Here is a 21,852-nt window from a genome sequence, read left to right as displayed (position 1 = left end):
CGCCTGCCTTTGACCTCAGTGGCTGGTCGTGCTGCCGCGCAGCATGTGCTTGAGCAGCTTGCCGGTCGCGGTGCGTGGCAGTGCGTCACGGACTTCAAAGATGCGCGGAATCTTGTAGCGAGCCAGCCTGCTCTCCATGAACTGGCGCAGATCCTCATGGTCCGGCGTCTTGCCGGGCTTGAGGGTCAGCACTGCCACCACGGTCTCGCCCCATTCGGGATGAGGGCGGCCGATGACGGCCACGTCCTGCACATCGGGGTGGGTGCAGAGCACGTCTTCCACTTCCTTGGAGTAGACGTTCTCGCCGCCGGTGATGATCATGTCCTTGAGTCTGTCCACGATGTAGAGATAGCCGTCCTCGTCCACGCGCGCCAGGTCGCCGCTGCGATACCAGCCCTGGTCGTCCAGCACGGCTGCCGTGGCCTCGCGGTTGTCCAGATAGCCTTGCATCATGGCCGCAGAGCGCAGGCAGATCTCGCCCACTTCGCCGGGGCTGCACAGGCTGCCGTCCTGACGGCGCACTTCCAGTTCAACGCCGGGTATGGCGCAGCGACCTATGGAGCCTGCCTTGGCCACGGCTTCTTCGGGGTAGAGCACGGTGCCCAGAGGGCCCGATTCGGTCATGCCATAGACCTGCATGAAGCGGTCGCTGCGATAGACCTGAGCCAGCTTGCGTGCCATGTCTGCGCCCAGAGGGCCACCGCCGTAGGCCCACAATCGCATGGCGCTGAAGTCGTAGCTGGCCACATCGGGCACCACGGCCAGCGGAGCCAGAAAGGCAATCGGTGCGCCAAAGGTGAAGCTGATGCGTTCCTGCGCCAGCGTCTCCAGAAACTCCCTGGGCGCATATTCGCGCATCAGCACGGCGGTGCCGCCCATGAGCAAGGTGCCCAGGAACCAGTTGTTCAGTGGAGACGAGTGCCAGATGGGCATGGCGATCAGCGTGCGCTCCGTGGGCGACAGCGAGGTGGCCGCCGCTGCACACAGGGCGGCATGGAAGACATTGGCATGGCTGTGCAGGCAGCCCTTGGGCTGGCCCGTGGTGCCGGAGGTGTAGAGAATCTCGGCCAGAGCGTGTGGCGCAGGTCGGCCATGTTCGTCGCCGCAGGGCGCAGCCTGCGCCAGCAGCTCATCGAAGCAGTCCAGGCCTTCGGTGGCAGAAGCTGTGCTCAGCCACTGCATGTCGGCCAGTGGCTGTGGTTCGGCCTGGATGGCGGTGATCAGCGAAGCGCGCGCACCATCCACCAGACATAGGCGGGCACCCGAGTGGCGCAGTATGTAGCTGACTTCCGGGGCCTGCAGCTTGTGGTTGATGGGCACGACGACCGCGCCCAGCCGCCAGGCGCCAAGCAGCGCAAACACAAAGCCCGGGGTGTTGAAGCACAGCAGGCCTAGCTTGTCGCCCTGGCGCACGCCTTGCTCATAAAGCACGGTGGCGGCTTGGCGGCCGGCCTGCGCCAGCGCGGCATAGCTCCAGTCCTGGCCGTCGGCGCGCAGTGCCAGTTTTTCGGGGCGCGTGCGTGCCTGCTGGTCGAGCAGGGAAATGAAATTCATCATTGCTGGCGTCCTCCTCAGCCTGTCCAGGCATTGCGCAGCAGAGCGGCTGGGTCGCTGCTGCCGCAGGCAACACCTGCCACCGGGCCCCAGTCCGGGTCGAAGCGGCTGCCGATGAAGGCCGAGGCACTGTCGCTACCCGCATGCTGCAGCATCAGCGTGGCTTGCACCGTGGTGGCCAGGCGCTGGGTGAAGCGGCGAGCTTCGCGCTCCAGCTCCTGCGGGGGCAGGGTGACGGCCTCGCGCAGCTTGTCCACCTGCGCACGCAGCACGGCTTCCTCCGAACCGACTTCACGCAGATGGTCCAGCAGCAGATGGGCGTCGTCCGGGTTGCGGGCAATGGCGCGCAGCACATCCAGGCACATGACGTTGCCCGACCCCTCCCAGATGGAGTTGACGGGTGCTTCGCGGAACAAGCGCCCCATGGGGCCGGTCTCCACATAGCCGTTGCCGCCGAAGACTTCCATGGCTTCGCCTGTGTAGCCCACGGCACGCTTGCAGTTCCAGAACTTGGCGGCAGGCGTGACGATGCGGCGCCAGGCCTGATCCAGGGCGTCTTCGGAGCCAAAGCGTGCAGCCAGATCCATGGCCAGCCAGGTGGCGGCTTCGGATTCCAATGCCATATCGGCCAGCAGGCCGGTCATCACCGGCTGCTCTACAAGGGGCAGGCCGAAGGCATGGCGGTTGTGCGTGTAGTGCAGGGCCTGGACCAGGGCCTGGCGCATGAAGCCTGCACTGGACAGCGCACAGTCCAGGCGGGTGTAGGTGGCCATTTCGATGATGGTGGAAATGCCCCGGCCTTCCTGGCCTATGAGAACGCCCCAGGCGTTGCCGAACTCCACTTCGCTGCTGCTGTTGGAGCGGTTGCCCACCTTGTCCTTGAGGCGCTGGATATGAATGGCGTTCTTGCTGCCGTCGGGCCGCCAGCGTGGCACGAAAAAGCAGGTGGGGCCGCGCTCCTCGGTCTTGGCCAGCACCAGATGCCCGTCGCACATGGGGGCCGAGAAGAACCACTTGTGGCCGGTGATCAGGTATTCCTCGCCCCAGGGGCCGCTGCTGCCCGATGGGTTCAGGGCCACGGCACGTGTGGTGTTGCTGCGCACATCGCTGCCGCCCTGGCGCTCCGTCATGCCCATGCCCACGGTGATGGAACGCTTGCCCTCGGCGGGGATGTCGCGCGCGTCGTAGTCAGTGGATTCCAGCAGCGGCCCCAGCACCGCATTGAGTTGCGGGTTGATGCGCACCAGCGGAATGCTGGCCTTGGTCATGGTCGTCGGGCAGGTCGAGCCGGACTCGATCTGGCTGTGCATGAATAGCGATGCGCCATAGGCGGCCCAGGCCGTTGGCCGCTTGTCGGTGAAGGGCAGGTTGGAGATGCCGTTGCGCCGTGCAATCGTCATCATCTGGTGCCATGCGGGGTGAAAGCGCACCTGGTCGATACGGTCGCCCGAGGGAGAATGCGTGTGCAGTTCGGGCTCGAAGTGATTGGCTTCTTCTGCGGCGCGCAGCGTGGCTTCGGCGCCGTATTCCGCGCCCTGGCGTTGCAGCTCCGGGTCGCGCCACTGTGCGCCGCCGCGTGTCACGGCACGCTGCAGCACCGGGTCGCTGGTGTAGACGTTGTAGTCCTTGAGCTCCGGAGCCTGGTTATGGGGATGGATGCCAGTCATGATGTCTCTTCCTTGCTATGTGGCCCTGCCCGCAGCAGGGCGCAGGGCTTTGTGATTTCTATGTCATGCGCAACTGGCGGTCAGGGGCCGCCAGGGTGCGGGTTCAGGATGGCCGCTTCATCTTGCAGCTGGTGTCCAGGCTGGCCGCCTGTGCGGAAACCGTGCTCACGGGCTTCCATCCCAGGCCCGTTCCTTCCTGGTCATGCACCACGGCCTTGCCGTCCACTTTTTCCCAGCTCAGCACATGGATGGGTTGCTGGGCCTGGTGGTCGCTCTTGCGCATTTCCACGGGGCCGTTGATGCCCTCGAAGCGCATGCCCGACATCCTGGCCGCGACGGCGGCAGGTTCCACGGACTTGGCCTCGCGAATGGCCTGGGCCAGCATCAGCATGGCGTTGTGGCCCAGGCCGTTGATGAAGTCCTCGTTGAACTGGCGCTTGAAGCCCGGCAGCAGCGGGTTGCTTGCCAGTGGCTCAGAGTTGGGGCTGAAGGCCGAGATCAGCTTGACCCTGCCTTGCCCTGCTGCCCCCATGGCGCTGGGCACGCCGAAGTTGTTGCCGTTGAGGGTATAGAAGTCCGTGCTCAAGCCAGCTTCGCGTGCGGCCCGCACGATCAGCGCCAGATCGGCACCGAAGTCCGCAGTGATGACGGCATCGGCCTCGGATTGCTTGATCTTGGCGATATAGGGGGAGTAATCCTTGACCTGGCCCAGCGGGTGGAAGTCATCGCCCACGATTTTCAGGTCGGGGCGCTTGGCCGCCAGCATGCTGCGTGTGGCGCGCGAGACTTCCTGGCCATAGGCATAGTTGGGGTTGAGCAGAAAGACCTGCTTCACCTGCTTTTGCCCGGCCAGATAGGAGGTCAGCGCGGCCACCTTCATGTCCGAATTCGCATCGGTGCGGAAGTGCCAGTAGCTGCACCTGGCATTGGTCATCTGCGGTGCCTGGGCCGCATAGTTCAGGTAGATGATTTCCTTGCCGGGGTTGCGGCTGTTGTGCTTTTCGATGGCTTCCTGCAGTGCCAGGCCCACGGCCGAGGAGCTGGCACCCTGCACCACATAGCGGATGTTCTGTCCGATGATGGAGTTGAGCTGGCTCAGCGCCTCCTGTGCGGAGAGTCGGTTGTCGAAGGGCACGACCTCGAACTTCACGGCACCGGCCCAGCTTTGCTCGTTGGCAAGCTTGGCGCTGTACTGGAAGCTCTTGAGTATGTTCAGGCCCAGCCCCGCCATGGGGCCGCTCATGGCATCCAGCGAGGCAATCTTCACCACCGTGGCCGGCTGCGCATGAACGAGTGATGCGCAGGCCAGAGCCACTGCCGCCAGGGGAGTGGAAATACGAGGGTGCATGCTTGTCTCCGTCCTCTCATAGGAATTTTTTATTCGCCAGGCCGCAATGCACAATGGCATCGAGGTACCTGTCAAAAATTCTAGGAAACCGTGCAAAAAAGGTGTTCGGATTTGGCCAGCATGAAACCACGCACTCCTTCGACCGCGACAGCAGGGCGTCGCCGCCCTTTGCAGTCCCGCGCGCGGCAGACGTTTCAGGCCCTGCAGGACGCCTTTGTTCGGCTTTTGCTTGAGCGCAGTTACGCGGAAATCACCGTGCGCGAGATCGTCCTGGTGGCGGGCACCGGGCTGGGCAGCTTCTACGAGTACTTCTCGGGCAAGGAAGATCTGGCCAAGGTCTGCCTGCATCTGCGCTCCAAGTCGCTGCTGCTGGGCATTCGCGGCGTGACCGGCAGTCATTCGGGCCAGCCGCTGATGCAGATTGCCGAGGCGGTGATCGAGTCACAGCTGCAGGCGCACCGCGAGCGGGCAGATGAATGGGGTGCCCACTATCTGCTGGAGCGCCACTACTCCACTTCCGAGGCCTACCGTAAGATGTTCGAACGCTTTGTGGATGCCTGGGCCGCAGCCATAGAGCAGGCCGTCGATCTGCCCCCGGACTACCCGGTGCGCGATGCTGCGCGGGTGAGCCAGTGCATTCTGTACGGCCTGTTCAATCACAGCTATCTGGCCGCCGATGCACCGCCGGATCTGGACTTGCTGCGCCAGCGCGCCAACACGGCCATATCTGGTTATCTGAACGCCCTGCGCTGCGCTGCCTGAAATGAAAAAGACCGCCAGCGGCAAGCCGCGGCGGTCCTCGTTGGTCATTGCGGCAGGGCTGGCGATCAGCTCACATGCTTGCCCACAATGCCGGCCAGCTCGAACATGCTGATCTGCTCCTTGCCGAACACCGGCTTGAGCTTGGCGTCGGCGTTGATGGCGCGCTTGTCCTTGGCGTCCTGCAGGCCGTTGGCCTTGATGTAGTCCCAGAGCTTTTTGATCACGTCGGGGCGCGAGGTGGGTTCGCTGCCGATCACGGCGGCCAGGTCGGCGCTGGGCTTGAGCGTGGCGCTCACGGTGCGGGGCTTCTTCACCGCAGCGGTCTTGGTCGCTGTCTTGGCGGCGGTCTTCTTGGCTGCCGTGCCTGTCTTCTTGGCGGCAGCCGTCGTGGTTTTGGCCGCCGCTGCGCCGGCAGTCTTGCGTGCCGGGTACTTGCCTTCGCGCTGCTCGAACTCGAAGTTCACCTTGCCCGCAGCACCATCCCAGACCAGGAAGGCCTTGAAGTTGCGGCGCGTGCGGTTGGAGACGAACTTCTCCAGCAGATCGGTCTTGCCGGTCTGCAGCAGCTTGCTCATCTGCTCCCGTTCGATGGGCTGCTGCAGAATGATCTGACCGCTCTTGAAGTCGCAGCTGGGCGTGGTCTGGGCCAGCGTGGGCACGGCCTTGGAGCAGACATAGTTGGCGCCATGCTCGAAGACGGGCGAGCCGCACTTGGGACAGGGGCCCAGGCTTTGCTGGTGGGCAAAGTCCACGATCTCGCCCGTGTCCTCGGAGTCCTTGTCGTCGCCGAAGTCGAATTCCAGCTTGAAGTTGCTGTTTTCCTCGTCACGCACGATGGCGACCTCGGCCACGAACGGCCAGCCGGCCTTGGAGCGGAAGCCTTCCAGCGGGCCGATGCGGCGTTCGCGCAGCAGCTGCTCGGCCTCGGCTGTCTCGAAGGTGCGGCCGGCCGGCGACTTGGTGAACGAGAAGCCGCAGCCTTCGCTGGCGCCATTGGCGCCCGTGCAGGCGTAGCGGCGGTAGTTTTCCTTGACCACGCCGCCGCAGTTGGGGCAGGGCGTGGAGAGCGTCGCGTAATCACCGGGAATGGTGTCGCGGTCGTATTCCTTGGCCTTCTTGACCAGCTTCTCGGTCATGGCCTGGATCTGCTGCATGAAGGCTTCGCGCGAGAGCTGGCCTTTTTCCATCTGCGACAGCTTGAATTCCCATTCGCCGGTCAGGTCGGCGCGGCACAGCTCCTCGACTTCCAGGCCGCGCAGCAGCGTCATCAGCTGGAAGGCCTTGGCCGTGGGGATCAGCTCGCGGCCTTCGCGCAGCATGTACTTTTCCGTCAGCAGGCCTTCGATGATGGCCGCGCGCGTGGCTGGCGTGCCCAGGCCTTTTTCCTGCATGGCTTCACGCAGCTCGTCGTCGTCGATCTGCTTGCCGGCGCTTTCCATGGCGCCCAGCAGCGTGGCTTCGGAGTAGCGTGCCGGCGGCTTGGTCTTGAGGCCCTTGACATCGGCGTGGTGGGTGCGCGGCTGCTCGCCGGGCTGCACGGCCACCAGGGGCTGGCCCTTGTCGCCTTCCTTGGCGTCCTCCACCTCGTTGGCGGCTTCCTTGCCGTAGATGGCCAGCCAGCCCGGCTTGACCAGCACCTTGCCCTCGGTCTTGAAGCTGTGCTGCTCCACCTTGCTGATGCGTGTGGTGACCTGGTATTCGGCGCTGGGGAAGAACACGGCCATGAAGCGGCGCACGACCAGGTCGTACAGCTTCTGTTCGGCTTCCGACAGGCCCGAAGGGGCCTGCGTGGTCGGGATGATGGCAAAGTGATCCGACACCTTGCTGTTGTCGAAGACGCGCTTGGTGGGGCGGATGTAGTTGTCGTTGATGGCCTGCTGGGCAAAGGGCGCCAGATGGCGCATGCCGCTGGTGGCCAGCATGTCGAAGGTCTGGCGTGCCACGGGCAGATAGTCCTCGGGCAGGGCGCGCGAGTCGGTACGTGGGTAGGTCAGGGCCTTGTGGCGCTCGTACAGGCTTTGCGCCAGCGCCAGCGTGGTCTTGGCCGAGAAGCCGAACTTGCCGTTGGCCTCGCGCTGCAGGCTGGTCAGGTCGAACAGCAGGGGCGAAGCCTGGGTGGTGGGCTTGCTTTCCTCGGTCACCTGGGCCGGCTTGCCCTGCACGGCGGCGGCAATCGCTTCGGCATCGGCCTTGTTCCACAGGCGGTCGGCCTTGGCCTCGGCATCGTCCGATTTCTTCCACTGCGGGTTGAACCACTTGCCCAGGTACTGGCCGGCCTGGGCGTCGAAAGTGCCGTGCACTTCCCAGTAGTCGCGGCTGACGAATTTGCGGATCTTTTCCTCGCGCTCCACCACCAGGGACAGGGTGGGTGTCTGCACGCGGCCCACGGTGGTCAGGAAGAAGCCGCCGTCGCGCGAGTTGAAGGCCGTCATGGCGCGCGTGCCGTTGATGCCCACCAGCCAGTCGGCTTCGGAGCGGCTGCGCGCGGCGCTGGCCAGGCCCTGCATCTGGGCATCGCTGCGCAGATTGTTGAAGCCGTCGCGAATCGCCTGCGGCGTCATGGACTGCAGCCACAGGCGCTTGACGGGTTTGCCCAGGCCGCCCTTGGCGCCGCCCGCGTATTGCTCGATCAGGCGGAAGATCAGCTCACCCTCGCGGCCCGCGTCACAGGCGTTGATGAGTTCGGTCACATCCTTGCGCTTGGCCTGCTTGACCACGGCGTTCAGACGGGTCTTGGTCTTGTCCACGGGCTTGAGGTCGAAGCGCGGGGGGATGACCGGCAGATTGGCAAAACTCCATTTGCCGCGCTTGACATCGAATTCTTCGGGCGCCTGAATCTCCACCAGGTGGCCGACCGCACTGGTCACCACATAGCTGTCGGATTCGAAATAGTCATCGTGTTTTTCGAACTTGCCTGCCACCGGGGTCAGCGCACGGACGATGTCCTGTGCGACAGAAGGCTTCTCTGCAATCACCAGGGTTTTAGTCATTGTGTGTTCTCGTCGTCATTAACCACCTGAACCCGAATCGAAACTCAGGCTCATACAATTCGCTTCTCACGCGCGCGCATGCGCACATGTGTGCATATTCAAAGTATCAGAGAAAACATGCCCCGCACATCACTGGCCTCTTCAACGGGCCGACGCATCCAGACCCGGCGCTCCGGCGTTCATGGCAAAGGCGTTTTCGCCGCGCAGGATATTGCGGAAGGCGAAACCATTATTGAGTACGTGGGTGAAGTGATTGACTGGCAGGAGGCGCAGGACCGTCATCCGCATGATCCCAGCCAGCCCAATCACACTTTTTACTTTCAGGTCGACGATGAGCGGGTGATAGATGCCACGCACAAGGGCAATTCCTCGCGCTGGATCAACCACAGCTGCGCGCCCAACTGCTACACCGACGAGATCGACGGTCGCGTCTATATCGTGGCGCTGCGCAATATTGCAGCGGGCGAAGAACTGAACTACGACTATGGCCTGATGGTGGAGGAGCGCTATACGGCCAAGCTCAAGGCTGAATATGCCTGCTACTGCGGCGCTGCGAACTGCCGCGGCACCATGCTGGCGCCGAAAAGGGGCTGGAAGCCGCCGATGCCTGCAAGCATCCCCTGAGGCGCTGCACGCCTTCCCCTTCTCTCTACGCACTTTGCGCTATGGGAAGGGGACGACGCCCTCGCTGCGGGGCTGCCCTTGCTTGGCGTCTCTGACTTGCGTTGCGCCAGTTTTTAGATTTGGATAGATAAAAAATGACTCAGCCGATTCACTGGAATGCCGAAGCCTTGTGGGAAGCCATAGCACCGCAGTTGCCGGGCTTTACGGTCGAAGTGCTGCCGACCATCGACTCCTCAAATACCGAACTCATGCGCCGCGCGCGCGACGGGCTGACGGATCCGGTGCTGTTGATTGCCGAGCAGCAAACCCAGGGCCGAGGCCGCCTGGGCCGCAACTGGGTCAGCGGCGTCGGTGATTCGCTGATGTTCTCGCTGGGCCTGCCGCTGGCACCGCGCGACTGGTCGGGGCTGTCATTGGCGGTGGGCGTGAGCGTGGCCGAGAGCCTGCAGCCCCAGCTTCCCGCAGCGGGGGCCGCGCCCAAGATCGGCATCAAATGGCCCAACGATCTGTGGCTGGAGGGCGACCGCAAGCTGGCCGGCATTCTGATCGAGACCGCCAGCTTTGTCGGCGGCCAACAGCACGATATGACGGCACCGCGCTATGTGGTGATCGGTATCGGCATCAATGTGCGTCCCCGTCCCGGTGACGGCATGCGCACGGCCCCGGCCTGCCTGCAGGAGCTTGATGCCGCACTGGATGCGCCCACGGCCCTGGCCTGCATATTGCCCAATCTGGTGGCCGAGGTGCAGAGCTTTGCCCGGCATGGCTTTGCCCCGCTGATGCAGCGCTTTGCCCAGCGCGATCTGCTGGCCGGACGCGAGGTGAATCTGAGCGACGGCACTAGCGGCATGGCCCAGGGTGTGGCTGCCGATGGCGGCTTTCTGGTGCGTACAGCGACCGGGCTGCAAGCCGTGACCAGTTCTGAAATCAGCGTGCGTCCGGCTGGCAGCCCGCTGCAGGCTTGAAATGAAGCACCTCCTGAGGCGCTTTGCGCCTTCCTCCTCTCTCTACGCGCTGCGCGCCAGGGGAGAAGGACGCAGCCCTCGCTGCGGGGCCGCCCAGGCCCTTGCTCGGCTGCCCGCGAGCGGCTGCAGCCCATGGATAACTGATGTGAGAAACCTATGCTGAGAATCGTTTTCCTGCTCTTGCTGCTGGGCAACGCGGGTTACTACATGTGGAGCCACGGCTATCTGGCCGGCATGGGGCTGGCGCCGGAGTTGCAGTCCGAGCCGCAGCGCCTTCAGGAGCAGATCAGGCCGGATGCCCTGGTGCTGCAGCAGCCCGAAGCGGCGCAAGCTCCGGCTGTTGAACCGGCAAAGACTATGGAGCCCGAAGCGCCTGCGGTGGACGACAGCGCGCCGCCCGCAGCTCCCGAAAGCAAGTCGGATGGCAAGCCCGAAGCTGCAACCGTCGCAGCCAGGGAAACCAAGGACGCCAAGGACACAAAGGATGCCAAGACCGCCATTAAGGAGCCCGAGACCTGCTATCAGGCCAACGGTATCGAAGAGGCGCAGGCCGACAGCATTCGCCGTGCGCTGGCGGGCAAGTCCAAGAGCGATTGGGAGCTGGTGGCCAGCCATCAGGGCGGGCGCTGGATGGTCTATATGGGCAAGTTCCCGGACGCCGAATTCATGGACCGCAAGCGCGGCGAGTTGCGCCTGATGAATATCGACTTCGACCGCGCCGGCGGCAGCTTCGAGCCCGGTCTGTCGCTGGGGCGTTTTTCGACGGAAGAAGCCGCCCAGCGCCAGCTGGCCACTTTCGCGCGCCAGGGCGTGCGCACCGCGCGCGTGGTGCAGGAGCGCCCCGATGTGACGACCTATGCGCTGCGTCTGCCCAAGGCCACGCCGACCTTGCGCAACGAAGTGGCGGCGCTGGCCGGCAAGAATCTGGTGCCCAAGGCCTTGCAGGCCTGTACCAAGTAATTTTCGTAGCTGCTATCGCAAGAAAGGCCTGCATTTGCAGGCCTTTTGCATTGGAAAACAAGTTGCGACAAGCGCAACCAGCTCCTGTTTTTAGTCCAGATGAATATTGGCGACAGCGGCCAGCTTCTTCATCTTGGCCACTTCGCTGGCGATCTGCTTGGTGAAGTCGGCGCTCGATGTGCCCGAGGGGTACAGGCCTTGAGCAGCCATGCGCTGCTTGACGGCGGGGTCCTTGAGTGCGGCAATGATGGCTTTTTGCACACGTTCCACTTGTGCGGCGGGCGTGTTCTTGGGGGCCACCAGGCCGAACCAGGAAGGCTCGTTCAGGTCGGGGTGACCGGCCTGCGCATAGGTCTGCACATCGGGCAGCACGTCCAGACGTTCATGCCAGGACACGGCCAGGGCGCGCACCTTGCCCGACTTGATATGGGGCAGGGACGAGTTCACCTGATCGAAGTACACGGGAACCTGGTTGCCCAGCACGTCGTTGATGGCAGGAGCCGAGCCACGGTAGGGGATGTGGTGCATTTCGGTGCCCGTGCTCTTGAGGAACTGGGCGCCCCACATATGGCCGATGGTGCCGTTGCCGGGGGTGGCATAGGACACCTTGCCGGGGTTGGCCTTGAGGTAGGCCACAAACTCGGCAAAAGTCTTCACGGGAATCAGCTTGGGGTTGATCACCAGCACGCCGGGGGCCTTGACGATCTCGGTCACGCCCACGAAGTCGTTGATCGCGTCGTAAGGCAGCTTCTTGAACACGGCGGGGTTCACACCATGGGTGGACAGGGTGGCAATACCGAAAGTCACGCCATCGGTGGCGCGAGCCACTTCTGCCATGCCGATGGAGCCGCCGGCGCCGGCCTTGTTTTCAATCACCACGGCCTGGCCGCCCAGCAGCTTGATCAGCACGTCCTGCATATTGCGGGGCACCATGTCGGTGGGGCCGCCAGCGGGGAAGGGCACGACGATGCGCAGAGGACGCGATGTGTCCTGCGCCATGCTCATGCCGGAGAAAGAAGAAGCGGCTGCGGCAGCAGCGGCGGTGTAGATGAATTGACGTCGTTGCATCAAAAAGCTCCCAGGATCCAGTGATTCCAAATTGCTGTCTTGCAGAGCGCAAATAGCGACTCTTCAGACAACCCATGATCGAATTGATTCTAGGGTAAGCGAGAACTTGCCAAATACGCAGTTTCCGATATTCGCATCGGGGCAAGCGGGCGCAAAGCCAAGCCTGGCGCGGCTTCTCAGCCTTGGGAGGCACCGAATTGGTGCATTTCTAGGTTGTGCTTCACTGCTGTCCGGGCATGGCCTTGAAGCGCACGGTAAACAGCGCCCCCGGCGGGGTATGAGCGGGCCTGGCATCCTGCAGCAGCACTTGCGCGCCGTGCTGGCGGGCGATTTCCATGACGATGGGCAGGCCCAGACCGGAGCCGTCGGCTTCGGAGCCCAGCGCCCGGTAAAAAGGCTGGAAGATCAGTTCGCGCTCGCCCAGCGGCACGCCGGGGCCTGAATCCTCGACTTGCAGCAGCAGAATCTGGCCGAAATGATCGGCCTGCACGCGCACGGTGACCACGCCTGGCTGTTCGCTGGTCGATGGCGTGTAGTTGATGGCGTTGTCCACCAGATTGCGCACCAGCTCGGCCAGCAGCGTGGCATTGCCGTTGAGCCAGACACCGGGCGTGCTGGCGCTGGCACCCTCGTAGCCCAGGTCTATGTGCTTGTCCATGGCGCGCGGCAGGCAGTCCTGCACCACGTCGGTGACGATGCGCACGAGGTTGCAGCCCTGCATGGCGGGCACGGCGCTCTCGGCGCGCGCCAGTGCCAGCAGCTGGTTGACGGTATGGGTGGCACGCATGCTTGAGCGGCCGATCTGCGCCAGCGAGCGTTTCAGATCTTCGGTATTCGTGCCCTCGCGCTGGGCCAGGTCGGCCTGCATGCGCAGGCCCGCCAGCGGGGTCTTGAGCTGGTGGGCGGCGTCGGCCAGAAAGCGCTTTTGCGTGGCGATGGAGTCATGCAGGCGCTGCAGCAGATCGTTGACCGAATCGACCAGCGGCACCACCTCCAGCGGCACATCCTTGTGATTGATGGGCGAGAGATCCTCGGGCTTGCGCGCGCGGATGCGCTCCTCCAGCCGGTGCAGCGGCTTGATGCCGCGTGCCAGCGCCAGCCAGACCAGCAGGGCGGCCAGCGGCAGGATGACGAACTGCGGCAGCATCACGCCCTTGATGATTTCCGTGGCCAGCACGCTGCGCTTTTCGCGTGTTTCCGCGACCTGCACGAGGGCGTTGGGCTCGCCGGGCAGCGGCATGCGCACCCAGATATAGGCCACGCGCAGGTCAATGCCCTTGTATTCCTCATCGCGCAGCAGCACCGAGCCGGTGGGCGTGTCCTCGTCGACGGAGGGCGGGCGCGGCAGGTCGCGCTCGCCGGCCAGATATTCGCCCCTGGTGCCGCTGACCTGGAAGAACACCGTGTCCGATTCATCGGCGCGCAGGATCTCGCTGGCCGACTGAGGCAGATTGAACTGCACCTTGCCGCGCTGCACGATGACCAGCTGAGCCAGGGCCTGGGCGTTGTACTCCAGCGCGCGATCGAAGGGCTTGTTGGCCAGGCCCTGGGCCACCAGCCAGGTCAGCGCCAGGCTCACGGGCCAGAGCAGCAGCAGCGGCGTGAGCATCCAGTCGAGGATCTCGCCGAAGAGGGATCGCTGCTCACGCTGAAAAATTTTCATGCTTGTAAAACTGGCGTATTCCAACTCAGGGATGGCCAGCAAGGGCCGCCCCGCAGCAAAGGCCATCGTCCCCCTCGGGGGGAAGCGGCGGGGCCGCCTAGGCGCAGCCGCTCAGGGGGGGGCTATCTTTTCCAGGCAGTAACCGAGGCCGCGCACGGTGGCGATGCGGATCGGGCCTTTCTCGATTTTCTTGCGCAGGCGGTGGATATAGACCTCGATGGCATTGTTGCTCACCTCCTCGCCCCATTCGCACAGGCGCTCCACCAGCTGGTCCTTGCTGACCAGGCGGCCTGCGCGCTGCAGCAGCACCTCCAGCAGGCCCAGCTCGCGCGCCGACAGCTCCACCATCTTGCCGTCTATGGTGGCGACCCGGCCGGTCTGGTCATAGACCAGCGGGCCATGCTTGATGGTGGAGCTGGCGCCGCCCATGCCGCGACGCGTGAGGGCGCGCACGCGTGCTTCCAGCTCGGACAGCGCAAACGGCTTGGCCATGTAGTCGTCGGCACCATAGTCCAGGCCCTGTACGCGCTCTTCGATCGAATCGGCGGCCGTGAGAATCAGCACCGGCAGCGCATCGCCACGCCCGCGCAGGCGCTTGAGCACTTCCAGGCCGTGCACCTTTGGCAGGCCCAGATCGAGAATCAGCAAATCGAATTCGCTGCTGGTCAGCAAGGCGGTATCGGCCTCGCTGCCATTGGCCACATGGCTGACGACGGCGCCCGAGCTGCGCAGCGTGCGCAGCAGGCCATCCGCCAGCACCTGGTCGTCTTCGGCAATCAGTATGCGCATGTGTGTCTCCTGCTTGTTATGTGTGCCTGTTTGCACTTTTGCTGCCATTGTAGGGATGGCTCATGGCCGTTCGGGGCAATTCTCGACAGTCGCTTACAGGCGTCGAATCTCAGTAGCCTTCGGCATAGGCTTCCAGGCCCAGCGCGACCACGGTGGCCACATCCGCGCCCACGGCTTCGCGAAATTCGGCTTCGGCCTGGCTTACGGCGTCGTGAAAAGCCTGCAGCCAGGCCAGACCCGCATCGGTGAAGCGCACGCGCCTGGCGCGCGCATCATGCGGATCGGCCTCGCGCGTGACCAGGCCCCAGGCTTCGCACTGCGCCACCAGATCGGCCATGGCCTGCTTGGTCATGCCGGCCTTGTCGGCCAGATCGGTGAGCCGGTCGCCTGCCAGCGACAGATGGCGCGTGATGTGGATATGGGCTGCCCCCACCTTGTCGCGCGCCGCCAGATTGGATAGCGCCAGCGGCACCTCCACTGCACGCGCCATGAGCTGTAGCACGCGCGCATCGAAGCGGCGCATGGCATGGCCCAGCAAACGGCCCAGATGGGTCTGGCGCCAGGCATCGGCGGGCGGGGTGACGGGGGCGATTTCTGACATGGATGAATAGTAAGGCAAACTGACTAAATATTTAAATAAATCTGCAGTATCTGCATCTAAACTACTGTTCAAGCATCCAGCCTGAATGCAAAAACAGGACTGGCCACAGACAGTCATTCACCTACTTCGGAGCCTGATATGAACGCCATCGCCAAGACCAACGACGCCAACAGCGAAAAAGCCAAAGCCCTGGCTGCAGCCCTGGCCCAGATCGAAAAGCAGTTCGGCAAGGGCACCATCATGAAGCTCGGTGAAGGTGAGGCCATCGAAGACATTCAGGTCGTTTCCACCGGCTCCCTGGGTCTGGACATCGCGCTGGGCGTAGGTGGTCTGCCCCGTGGCCGCGTGATCGAAATCTACGGTCCCGAATCCTCGGGCAAGACCACGCTGACGCTGCAGGTCATTGCCGAGATGCAAAAGCAGGGCGGCACCTGCGCCTTTATCGACGCCGAACATGCGCTGGACACCAGCTATGCCCAGAAGCTGGGCGTGAACCTCAGCGACGTGCTGATCAGCCAGCCCGACACCGGTGAGCAGGCTCTGGAAATCTGCGACAGTCTGGTGCGTTCGGGTGCCGTGGACCTGATCGTCATCGACTCGGTGGCCGCATTGACGCCCAAGGCCGAAATCGAAGGCGAGATGGGCGATGCCCTGCCCGGCCTGCAGGCCCGTCTGATGAGCCAGGCCCTGCGCAAGCTGACGGCCACCATCAAGAAGACCAACTGCATGGTCATCTTCATCAACCAGATCCGCATGAAGATCGGCGTGATGTTCGGCTCGCCCGAGACCACCACCGGCGGCAATGCGCTGAAGTTCTATGCCTCCGTGCGTCTGGATATCCGCCGCACCGGCACCATCAAGAAGGGCGACGAGGCCATCGGCAACGAAACCAAGGTCAAGGTCGTGAAGAACAAGGTCTCGCCCCCCTTCAAGACGGCAGAGTTCGACATCCTGTTTGGCGAAGGCATCAGCCGCGAAGGCGAGATTCTGGACATGGGCGTGAACGCCAAGATTCTGGAAAAGAGCGGTGCCTGGTATGCCTACAACGGCGAAAAAATCGGCCAGGGCCGCGACAACTCGCGTGAATTCCTGCGCGAGAACCCCGCGCTGGCCATTGAGATCGAAAACAAGGTTCGCGAGAGCCTGGGCATCAAGCTGCTGCCCGTGGACGGTGCTGCGGCTGCCGAGGCCAAGCCTGCCAAGGGCGGCAAGGGCAAGGTGGACAAGGACGGCGTGATTGAAGGTTGATTCAGTCACCCTGAGGCGCCATGCGCCTTTCGCGAAAGGGGACTACAGCCTCGCTGCGGGTGCGGCCCCTGCTTGATGTCCCTGGCTTGGTGAGCGCCAGTGTTTGAGTGCGGGCCTCATGGCTCAAAAGGTTTGCCATCTTTGCGCAGGTTCGTCCTGCGCCTTTTTGTTTCTGGAGATGCGTCGTGAGCTTTGCCAAACTTTCACTCAAGGGCCGCGCCCTCAAGCTGCTGGCGCAGCGCGAGCATTCGCGGCTGGAGCTGCAGCGCAAGCTGGCGCCGTATGTGGAAGAGGGCGATGACCTGCAGGCCATTCTTGATGAGCTGGAAAAGCGCGGCTTCATCAGTGTGCAGCGGGTGGTGGATTCCGTCATTCACAGCAAGTCCAGCCGCTTTGGCACGGCACGGCTGGTGCAGGAGTTGCGCAGCAAAGGGCTGGACGATGAAGTGGTGCGCAACGCGAGCGAGCAACTGCGCGATACCGAGCTGGAACGCGCCCGCGAGCTGTGGCGCAAGCGCTTTGGTACGCCGCCTGCCGATATCAAGGAAAAGGCTAAACAGCTGCGCTTCATGGCGTCGCGGGGCTTTTCGGCAGACGTGGCTTCACGCGTGTTGCGCGATGCCCCATACTGCGCAGCACCCGACAGCGAAGACTGAGCTGCAGCCAGCTCCCTCCTGCTGGACGAGGAACCGCTTCTTACACCGGAGGGACCCACGTGCTGACTGCTTCGCAACCCCCTGACGCCCCATCCGCCTTGCGCGTGGGCCTGAGTGCCGGAAAATCGCTGCTGGGCGGCCTGATGCTGGGTGCCTTGCTGGCCCTGGTGCTGGGCTGCGGCGCGGCCGTGTTCTATTTTTCGCGCCTGATGGCCGATCCCGGCCAGGGCATTCATGCCTCGGCCCATACCGGCATCTATGGCGCCGTGATCAGCCTGCTGATATCGCCGCCGCTGCTGGTGGCCGTGGTGCTGATCTTCATCATTCCCGCCTACCTCATGGTCGGTCTGCAGCTGGGCCGCGCCCGGGCGGCAGGCAAGCTGGTGGCGCGCTACGGCCAGGGCCTGGCCGAGCGCCTGGCGGCTATGCTGGCACAGCGCATCGAGGCCCTGCCCAGCGCTCACCAGGCCATGCACAAGGCGGCCGACCTGCTCACCGTGGGCGCGGCGATGGAGCATCTGCAGCCCTGGGTGGGCAACGGGCGTGCCGTGCAGTTCGTGGTGCGCAGCGTGCTCAATCGCCTGCCGCTGTCCGATCTGCTTGAGGAATGGGGACGCACGCGTGCCCAGTGGGGCAGCGAAGGCGGCAAGGACGATCCGGCGCTGCGCGCCTTTCTGGGCGCCCGCATCGAGGAGATGCTGCAGGGCCTGACCGAGCCGCCCTGGACGCTGTTGTGGATTTTGCTGGCCGGACATGCCGTCGTGCTCGGCCTGGGCATCTGGCTGACTGCCTGAGCGCCCGGCCGACCTGGCGCCGGCTCAATGTCGGTGGCTGCGCGTCGCCCACCAGCAGACCAGCGAACCCAGCGTGACCAGTGCCACGCCCTGCCAGAAGCTCCAGCCCGGCAGCACTTGCAGCAGTGCGCTGGCCATCAGCGCCGAGAGCACGGGTGTGAAATAGGACGCCGCGGCCAGCAGGGCCAGCTTGCCATGCTGGATGCCGTGCTCCCAGCAGCTATAGCCCAGTGCCGTGAGCGCCCCGACCAGCAAGACCTGGCCGGCGGTGAGCCAGGTCCAGAGCATGGGTTGTGACTCGCCCAGCATCAGCCACTTGAGCCACAGCGCGATGGCAGTCCAGGTCACGAACAGACCCACGGCGTTGAAGCCTGAGCCATAGCGGCGCGCCAGCAGCGAGTAGGCCGGCCAGAGCAGGGCGGCTGCAAAACCCATGCCATAGGCCAGCGGGTTGCCCAGCACATGGCTCCACATGACCGGCAGGCTGAAGCTGTCGCCGCCTAGCACGCGCGCCAGACCCCACAGGCAGATCAGCACGCCTGGCCAAAGCCACCAGCGAGCCGCCTGCTGGCCGCACAGCACGGCCAGCACGATGGTGAGGCTGGGCCAGAGATAGTTGATGAGCCCGATTTCCATGGCCTGGCTGCGGTCGTGGGCCAGGCCCACGGCCACGGACAGGCAGATCTCATAGACCACAAACAGCAGGCCGCAGCCCCAGAGGTAGGCAGGGTGCATGCTGCGCCAGCGTGCCAGCTCGCGCCAGCCTTTGCGCCCGCGTGCTGCGGCAATACAGATGGCGGCCATGGTGTAGAGGCAGGCCGCGCCGCCGACGGCGCCCAGCGGCTCGGCCACGGCGCGCATCAGACCCACGGTGCAGCTCCAGCAGAGTACGGCGATCAGGCCGATGGCCGTGGCCTTTTGCGCGGCGGCTGCGTTCATGCGCAGCCGTTCCTGCTCCTGAAGCAGGAGCTGTTAACGCTAGTCCTATCTGAGAAATTCACAATAACTGCCATGTAAACCTTGTAGATGCTGCGCAGGCTGCTGCGAAATTGATGAATGCAGATATGAAAAAAGCCGCAGACCTGCGGCTTTGGAGGGTAAGGGCGAGGGCAGCGCTATGCGCGGCCCGGCACTCTGCCGTTGACGGTCATGCCGTGCATATTGTCATCGCTGTCGTGGAACTGCTTGCGCATATTGCATCTGGCCTGCGGCCTATGGGTCATGGATGCTGTTTGGCGACCCCGGCGCTGTCGCGCTTCACGAACAGCAGCACCAGAATGGCGGCACAGAACTCCACGGCAGCGATGATGAGCAGGCCTGGCGCATACGAGCCGCTGCTGGACTTGAGCAGACCCAGCAACTGCGGCGAGAAGTAGCCGGCCAGATTGGCTGCAGAGTTGATGACCGCCAGGCCCACGACCAGGGCAGTGGCCGAGAGGAAGCGGTTGGGAATCTGCCAGTACACGGGGATGGAGCCCATGGTGCCCAGCGATGACAGAGCCAGAGACGCGACGACGCCGGTCACATTGCCCTGCTGCAGGAACAAGGCCGTCAGCACCAGCCCGACAGCGCCCATGGCAGCGGCAATCGCCGTGTGCCAGCGCACTTCCTTTTTGCGATCGGACAGCCAGCCGTTGCCCACCATGCCTATCCAGCCACAGGCGTAGATCAGGGACATGACCCAGCCCAAGGTCTTGAGGTCGGTGATGCCCACGGATTTGACGATGCTGGGTCCATAGAACACCAGCGTGGAGTTGCCGGCCACGATGCAGAAGAAGATCAGGATCAGCATCAGCACGCGAGGGTTGCGCATGGAGGCCCAGAAGCTGTGCTCGCGTTGGCCCAACGAGGCTTCCTCGGCCTTGAGCTCTTCGGCTACATGCTGTTTTTCACGGGCGCTGAGCCAGGGAGCCTTGGCCGGTGTGTCGCTGAGCAGAAAGTAGGCAGCAATGCCCGCGAGAACGGACGGAATGCCTTCGATGATGAACAGCCATTGCCAGCCCGCATGATTGGCCACGCCGTGGAAGGTTTCCATCAGATAGGCGGCAATCGGGCTGCCCAGCATCAGCGACAGGGCCGACGCCGAGACAAAGAACGCCAGGGCCTTGCCGCGGCGGTGCGCCGGCAACCAGTAGGTCAGATAGAGAATCACGCCGGGCTGCAGGCCGGCTTCGAAAGCACCCATCAAGAAGCGCAGCACATAGAACTGCAAAGGCGTCTGCACCCAGGCCATGAGGATGCCGGTCACGCCCCAGCCTATGGTGATGCGCATGATGGTCTTCTTGGCCCCGAACTTGTGCAACAGCAGATTGCTGGGGACTTCAAAGAAGAAATAGCCGATGAAGAAGATGCCGGCCCCTGCGCCATAGACGGCGTCGGACCATTGCAGGTCGCTCATCATGGTCAGCTTGGCAAAGCCGACGTTGACACGGTCTACCCAGGCCAGAAACCAGATCAGGGTGAGAAACGGAATCAGCCGCCAGATGATGCGGCCAAAGGTGATGTCGCGCTCCTGCAGGGTGCTGACATCGCTGCGCGCAGCAGAGACGGGAATGGAAGACATGGTTTCCTCGCTTTCGTACAACAGTGGGACTGAGAACGGCTACGAGAGCAGGGGTAGCAGCTCCGCGCATCCACTGCTGCCTGCGCGGATGCCGCCGCGCCGGGGTCAGGCGCGGCCGGCATCACAAGGCCGGGAAAGGCTCTGGCAGGTACAGCTCAGATGGGGCGACTATAGAAGTGGCTTGCGCAAAGCACAGCCGGTGCTTTTCCGTCTGGACAAAATAAGAAATTTAAATTTCAAAACAATGAGAATATGAAAAATTAATTTCTTCTACGATTTTTGTGAGGACATGGAAAGCAAAAAACGGCCACCAGGGCCGTTTTTTCGGGAGCAGGGCAGGGCTTACAGACCCAGCATGATCTGCAGGTTCTGCACGGCAGCGCCGCTGGCACCCTTGCCCAGATTGTCCAGGCGGGCAATCAGCACGGCCTGGCGGTATTGCTCGTTGGCAAATACGCGCAACTCCAGCTTGTTGGTATTGGCCAGAGTGTCGGCGGCCAGCTTGTTGTCATCAGTCGGCGGCAACACGCTGACCCAGTTGGCAGGCGTATTGGTCCTGGCGTAGTGGCTGGCCAGTGCGTCGTGCAGGTCGGCGGCCTTGGGTGCGCCGGGCAGCAGATCCAGGTGCAGCGGCAGCTGCACCAGCATGCCCTGGGCAAAGTTGCTCACGGCGGGGATGAACACGGGGCGGCGGGTCATGCCGGTGTAGTGCAGGATTTCGGGAATGTGCTTGTGCGACAGGCCCAGCGCGTAGGCCTCGTAAGGGGCGGCATCGCCGCCTTCATAGGCTTCGATCATGGTGCGGCCGCCGCCGGTGTAGCCGGACACGGAGGGCAGGCTCACAGGGTAGTCGGCGGGAATCAGGCCGGCAGCCACCAGCGGTGCCAGCAGGGCGATGGCGCCCGTGGCGTAGCAGCCGGGATTGGAGACGCGGGTGGCGCTCTTCACGGCGTCGAGCTGGCCGGCGCGCAGTTCGGGGAAGCCGTAGACCCAGCCTGCGGCCGTGCGGTGGGCGGTGGAGGCGTCGATGATCTTGATGGCGCGGCCTGTCTCTGCGGTGATGGAGTCCACCATGGCTGCGGTTTCACGGGCGGCATCGTCATGCAGGCAGAGGATGACCAGATCCACACCGGCAATCAGAGCGCGCTTGGCGGCCGGGTCCTTGCGCAGTGCGGGGTCGATGCTGACCAGTTCCACACCTGCAAAATCGACCAGACGATCACGGATCTGCAGACCCGTGGTTCCTGCTTCTCCGTCAATAAAGACTTTTGCCATTGCATTTTCTCCTGCACCGGCGCGCGCATTTCTTGGTTTATATGCCGCTGCCTGCGGCACCATTGCCGCTTTCCGAGCGGTGATTGTCCTTGAATCTCGTCAGGGATGTGCACTGCCTGTCTTTGAGCCAAGTCTCGCGCGAATGGCCCAGTAGACGCTGCAGCTATTCGCAGTTGTCAGCACATTGCCAGCCGCTGCCCCAATGTCCTTGACTCGTATATAAGACATAAGAAAGTTGCGGGAAGAAAAGATATCGTGTAGGAATAATTTCCCTAAAGAATTCAAGGCATTGCAGCTGTTTCCGGAACACGACAAAGTTGCGCGA

General features: G+C 63.6%; 18 protein-coding genes. 7 read left to right on the top strand and 11 right to left on the bottom strand.

Going from position 1 to position 21,852, the window contains the following annotated elements; all coding sequences use genetic code 11:
• Nucleotides 1-15: 15 nt before the first annotated feature.
• From ACWGXF_RS04635 to ACWGXF_RS04625, 3 genes are all read right to left on the bottom strand, one after another.
• Complete coding sequence (locus ACWGXF_RS04635) at nucleotides 16-1,557, bottom strand: class I adenylate-forming enzyme family protein (RefSeq protein WP_256629314.1); 1,542 nt, start codon at nucleotides 1,555-1,557, stop codon at nucleotides 16-18.
• A 14-nt stretch (nucleotides 1,558-1,571) separates the two neighbouring features.
• Complete coding sequence (locus tag ACWGXF_RS04630) at nucleotides 1,572-3,221, bottom strand: acyl-CoA dehydrogenase family protein (RefSeq protein ID WP_452101708.1); 1,650 nt, start codon at nucleotides 3,219-3,221, stop codon at nucleotides 1,572-1,574.
• Nucleotides 3,222-3,324: 103 nt separating this feature from the next.
• Entirely contained in the window at nucleotides 3,325-4,569 is a 1,245-nt protein-coding gene (locus ACWGXF_RS04625) for a branched-chain amino acid ABC transporter substrate-binding protein (RefSeq protein ID WP_452101707.1), read from the bottom strand.
• Nucleotides 4,570-4,737: 168 nt separating this feature from the next.
• On the opposite strand from ACWGXF_RS04625, the gene ACWGXF_RS04620 reads away from it, so the two are divergent.
• Nucleotides 4,738-5,331, top strand: coding sequence for a TetR/AcrR family transcriptional regulator (locus ACWGXF_RS04620; protein ID WP_012840373.1), 594 nt, complete (start codon nucleotides 4,738-4,740; stop codon nucleotides 5,329-5,331).
• A gap of 65 nt (nucleotides 5,332-5,396) precedes the next feature.
• On the opposite strand, the gene ACWGXF_RS04615 is transcribed toward ACWGXF_RS04620, so the two are convergent.
• Nucleotides 5,397-8,321 (bottom strand): DNA topoisomerase III, encoded by a 2,925-nt coding sequence (locus ACWGXF_RS04615; protein ID WP_012840372.1) that lies wholly within the window; start codon nucleotides 8,319-8,321, stop codon nucleotides 5,397-5,399.
• Between the two features lie 117 nt (nucleotides 8,322-8,438).
• Between ACWGXF_RS04615 and ACWGXF_RS04610 the strand changes: the two genes are divergently transcribed.
• The 3 genes from ACWGXF_RS04610 (at nucleotide 8,439) to ACWGXF_RS04600 (ending at nucleotide 10,870) form a co-directional block, all read left to right on the top strand.
• Nucleotides 8,439-8,945 (top strand): SET domain-containing protein, encoded by a 507-nt coding sequence (locus ACWGXF_RS04610; RefSeq protein ID WP_003064766.1) that lies wholly within the window; start codon nucleotides 8,439-8,441, stop codon nucleotides 8,943-8,945.
• A 134-nt stretch (nucleotides 8,946-9,079) separates the two neighbouring features.
• Nucleotides 9,080-9,910 carry a biotin--[acetyl-CoA-carboxylase] ligase gene (locus ACWGXF_RS04605; protein ID WP_003064764.1) on the top strand — a complete coding sequence of 277 codons (831 nt, stop codon included), beginning with the start codon at nucleotides 9,080-9,082 and terminating at the stop codon, nucleotides 9,908-9,910.
• Between the two features lie 156 nt (nucleotides 9,911-10,066).
• The gene (locus tag ACWGXF_RS04600; protein ID WP_012840371.1) at nucleotides 10,067-10,870 is read left to right on the top strand and encodes a hypothetical protein; all 804 of its coding nucleotides are present in this window, start codon (nucleotides 10,067-10,069) and stop codon (nucleotides 10,868-10,870) included.
• Between the two features lie 90 nt (nucleotides 10,871-10,960).
• Here ACWGXF_RS04600 and ACWGXF_RS04595 read toward each other — a convergent pair whose 3' ends face one another.
• The 4 genes from ACWGXF_RS04595 to ACWGXF_RS04580 form a co-directional block, all read right to left on the bottom strand.
• Nucleotides 10,961-11,938 (bottom strand): Bug family tripartite tricarboxylate transporter substrate binding protein, encoded by a 978-nt coding sequence (locus ACWGXF_RS04595; RefSeq protein WP_003064761.1) that lies wholly within the window; start codon nucleotides 11,936-11,938, stop codon nucleotides 10,961-10,963.
• Between the two features lie 220 nt (nucleotides 11,939-12,158).
• The gene (locus tag ACWGXF_RS04590) at nucleotides 12,159-13,601 is read right to left on the bottom strand and encodes a sensor histidine kinase (protein WP_039050368.1); all 1,443 of its coding nucleotides are present in this window, start codon (nucleotides 13,599-13,601) and stop codon (nucleotides 12,159-12,161) included.
• Nucleotides 13,602-13,712: 111 nt separating this feature from the next.
• On the bottom strand, nucleotides 13,713-14,390 hold the full coding sequence (locus ACWGXF_RS04585; RefSeq protein ID WP_003064757.1) for a response regulator: 678 nt from the start codon (nucleotides 14,388-14,390) through the stop codon (nucleotides 13,713-13,715).
• A gap of 109 nt (nucleotides 14,391-14,499) precedes the next feature.
• Nucleotides 14,500-14,991, bottom strand: a complete 492-nt coding sequence (locus tag ACWGXF_RS04580; protein ID WP_012840368.1) for a MarR family winged helix-turn-helix transcriptional regulator — start codon at nucleotides 14,989-14,991, stop codon at nucleotides 14,500-14,502.
• 138 nt (nucleotides 14,992-15,129) lie between these two features.
• Between ACWGXF_RS04580 and recA the strand changes: the two genes are divergently transcribed.
• The 3 genes from recA to ACWGXF_RS04565 all read left to right on the top strand — a co-directional run bounded on the left by recA (nucleotide 15,130) and on the right by ACWGXF_RS04565 (nucleotide 17,689).
• A complete protein-coding gene (recA, locus tag ACWGXF_RS04575) occupies nucleotides 15,130-16,239 on the top strand; it encodes a recombinase RecA (RefSeq protein ID WP_003072158.1) in 1,110 nt (369 codons plus the stop codon).
• Between the two features lie 185 nt (nucleotides 16,240-16,424).
• Nucleotides 16,425-16,895: a recombination regulator RecX gene (recX, locus tag ACWGXF_RS04570; RefSeq protein WP_256629303.1), complete on the top strand. Its 471-nt coding sequence runs from the start codon at nucleotides 16,425-16,427 to the stop codon at nucleotides 16,893-16,895.
• A gap of 59 nt (nucleotides 16,896-16,954) precedes the next feature.
• On the top strand, nucleotides 16,955-17,689 hold the full coding sequence (locus tag ACWGXF_RS04565; RefSeq protein ID WP_256629301.1) for a hypothetical protein: 735 nt from the start codon (nucleotides 16,955-16,957) through the stop codon (nucleotides 17,687-17,689).
• A gap of 24 nt (nucleotides 17,690-17,713) precedes the next feature.
• Here ACWGXF_RS04565 and yddG read toward each other — a convergent pair whose 3' ends face one another.
• The 3 genes from yddG to argC form a co-directional block, all read right to left on the bottom strand.
• Entirely contained in the window at nucleotides 17,714-18,628 is a 915-nt protein-coding gene (gene yddG / locus ACWGXF_RS04560) for an aromatic amino acid DMT transporter YddG (RefSeq protein WP_256629299.1), read from the bottom strand.
• 280 nt (nucleotides 18,629-18,908) lie between these two features.
• Nucleotides 18,909-20,252, bottom strand: coding sequence for an MFS transporter (locus ACWGXF_RS04555; RefSeq protein WP_256629297.1), 1,344 nt, complete (start codon nucleotides 20,250-20,252; stop codon nucleotides 18,909-18,911).
• 342 nt (nucleotides 20,253-20,594) lie between these two features.
• Nucleotides 20,595-21,527 carry an N-acetyl-gamma-glutamyl-phosphate reductase gene (gene argC / locus ACWGXF_RS04550; RefSeq protein WP_034351070.1) on the bottom strand — a complete coding sequence of 311 codons (933 nt, stop codon included), beginning with the start codon at nucleotides 21,525-21,527 and terminating at the stop codon, nucleotides 20,595-20,597.
• Nucleotides 21,528-21,852: the final 325 nt, after the last annotated feature.

Source organism: Comamonas sp. HJ-2 (assembly GCF_053615495.1).
This window is presented reverse-complemented; position numbering and strand designations above follow the sequence as displayed.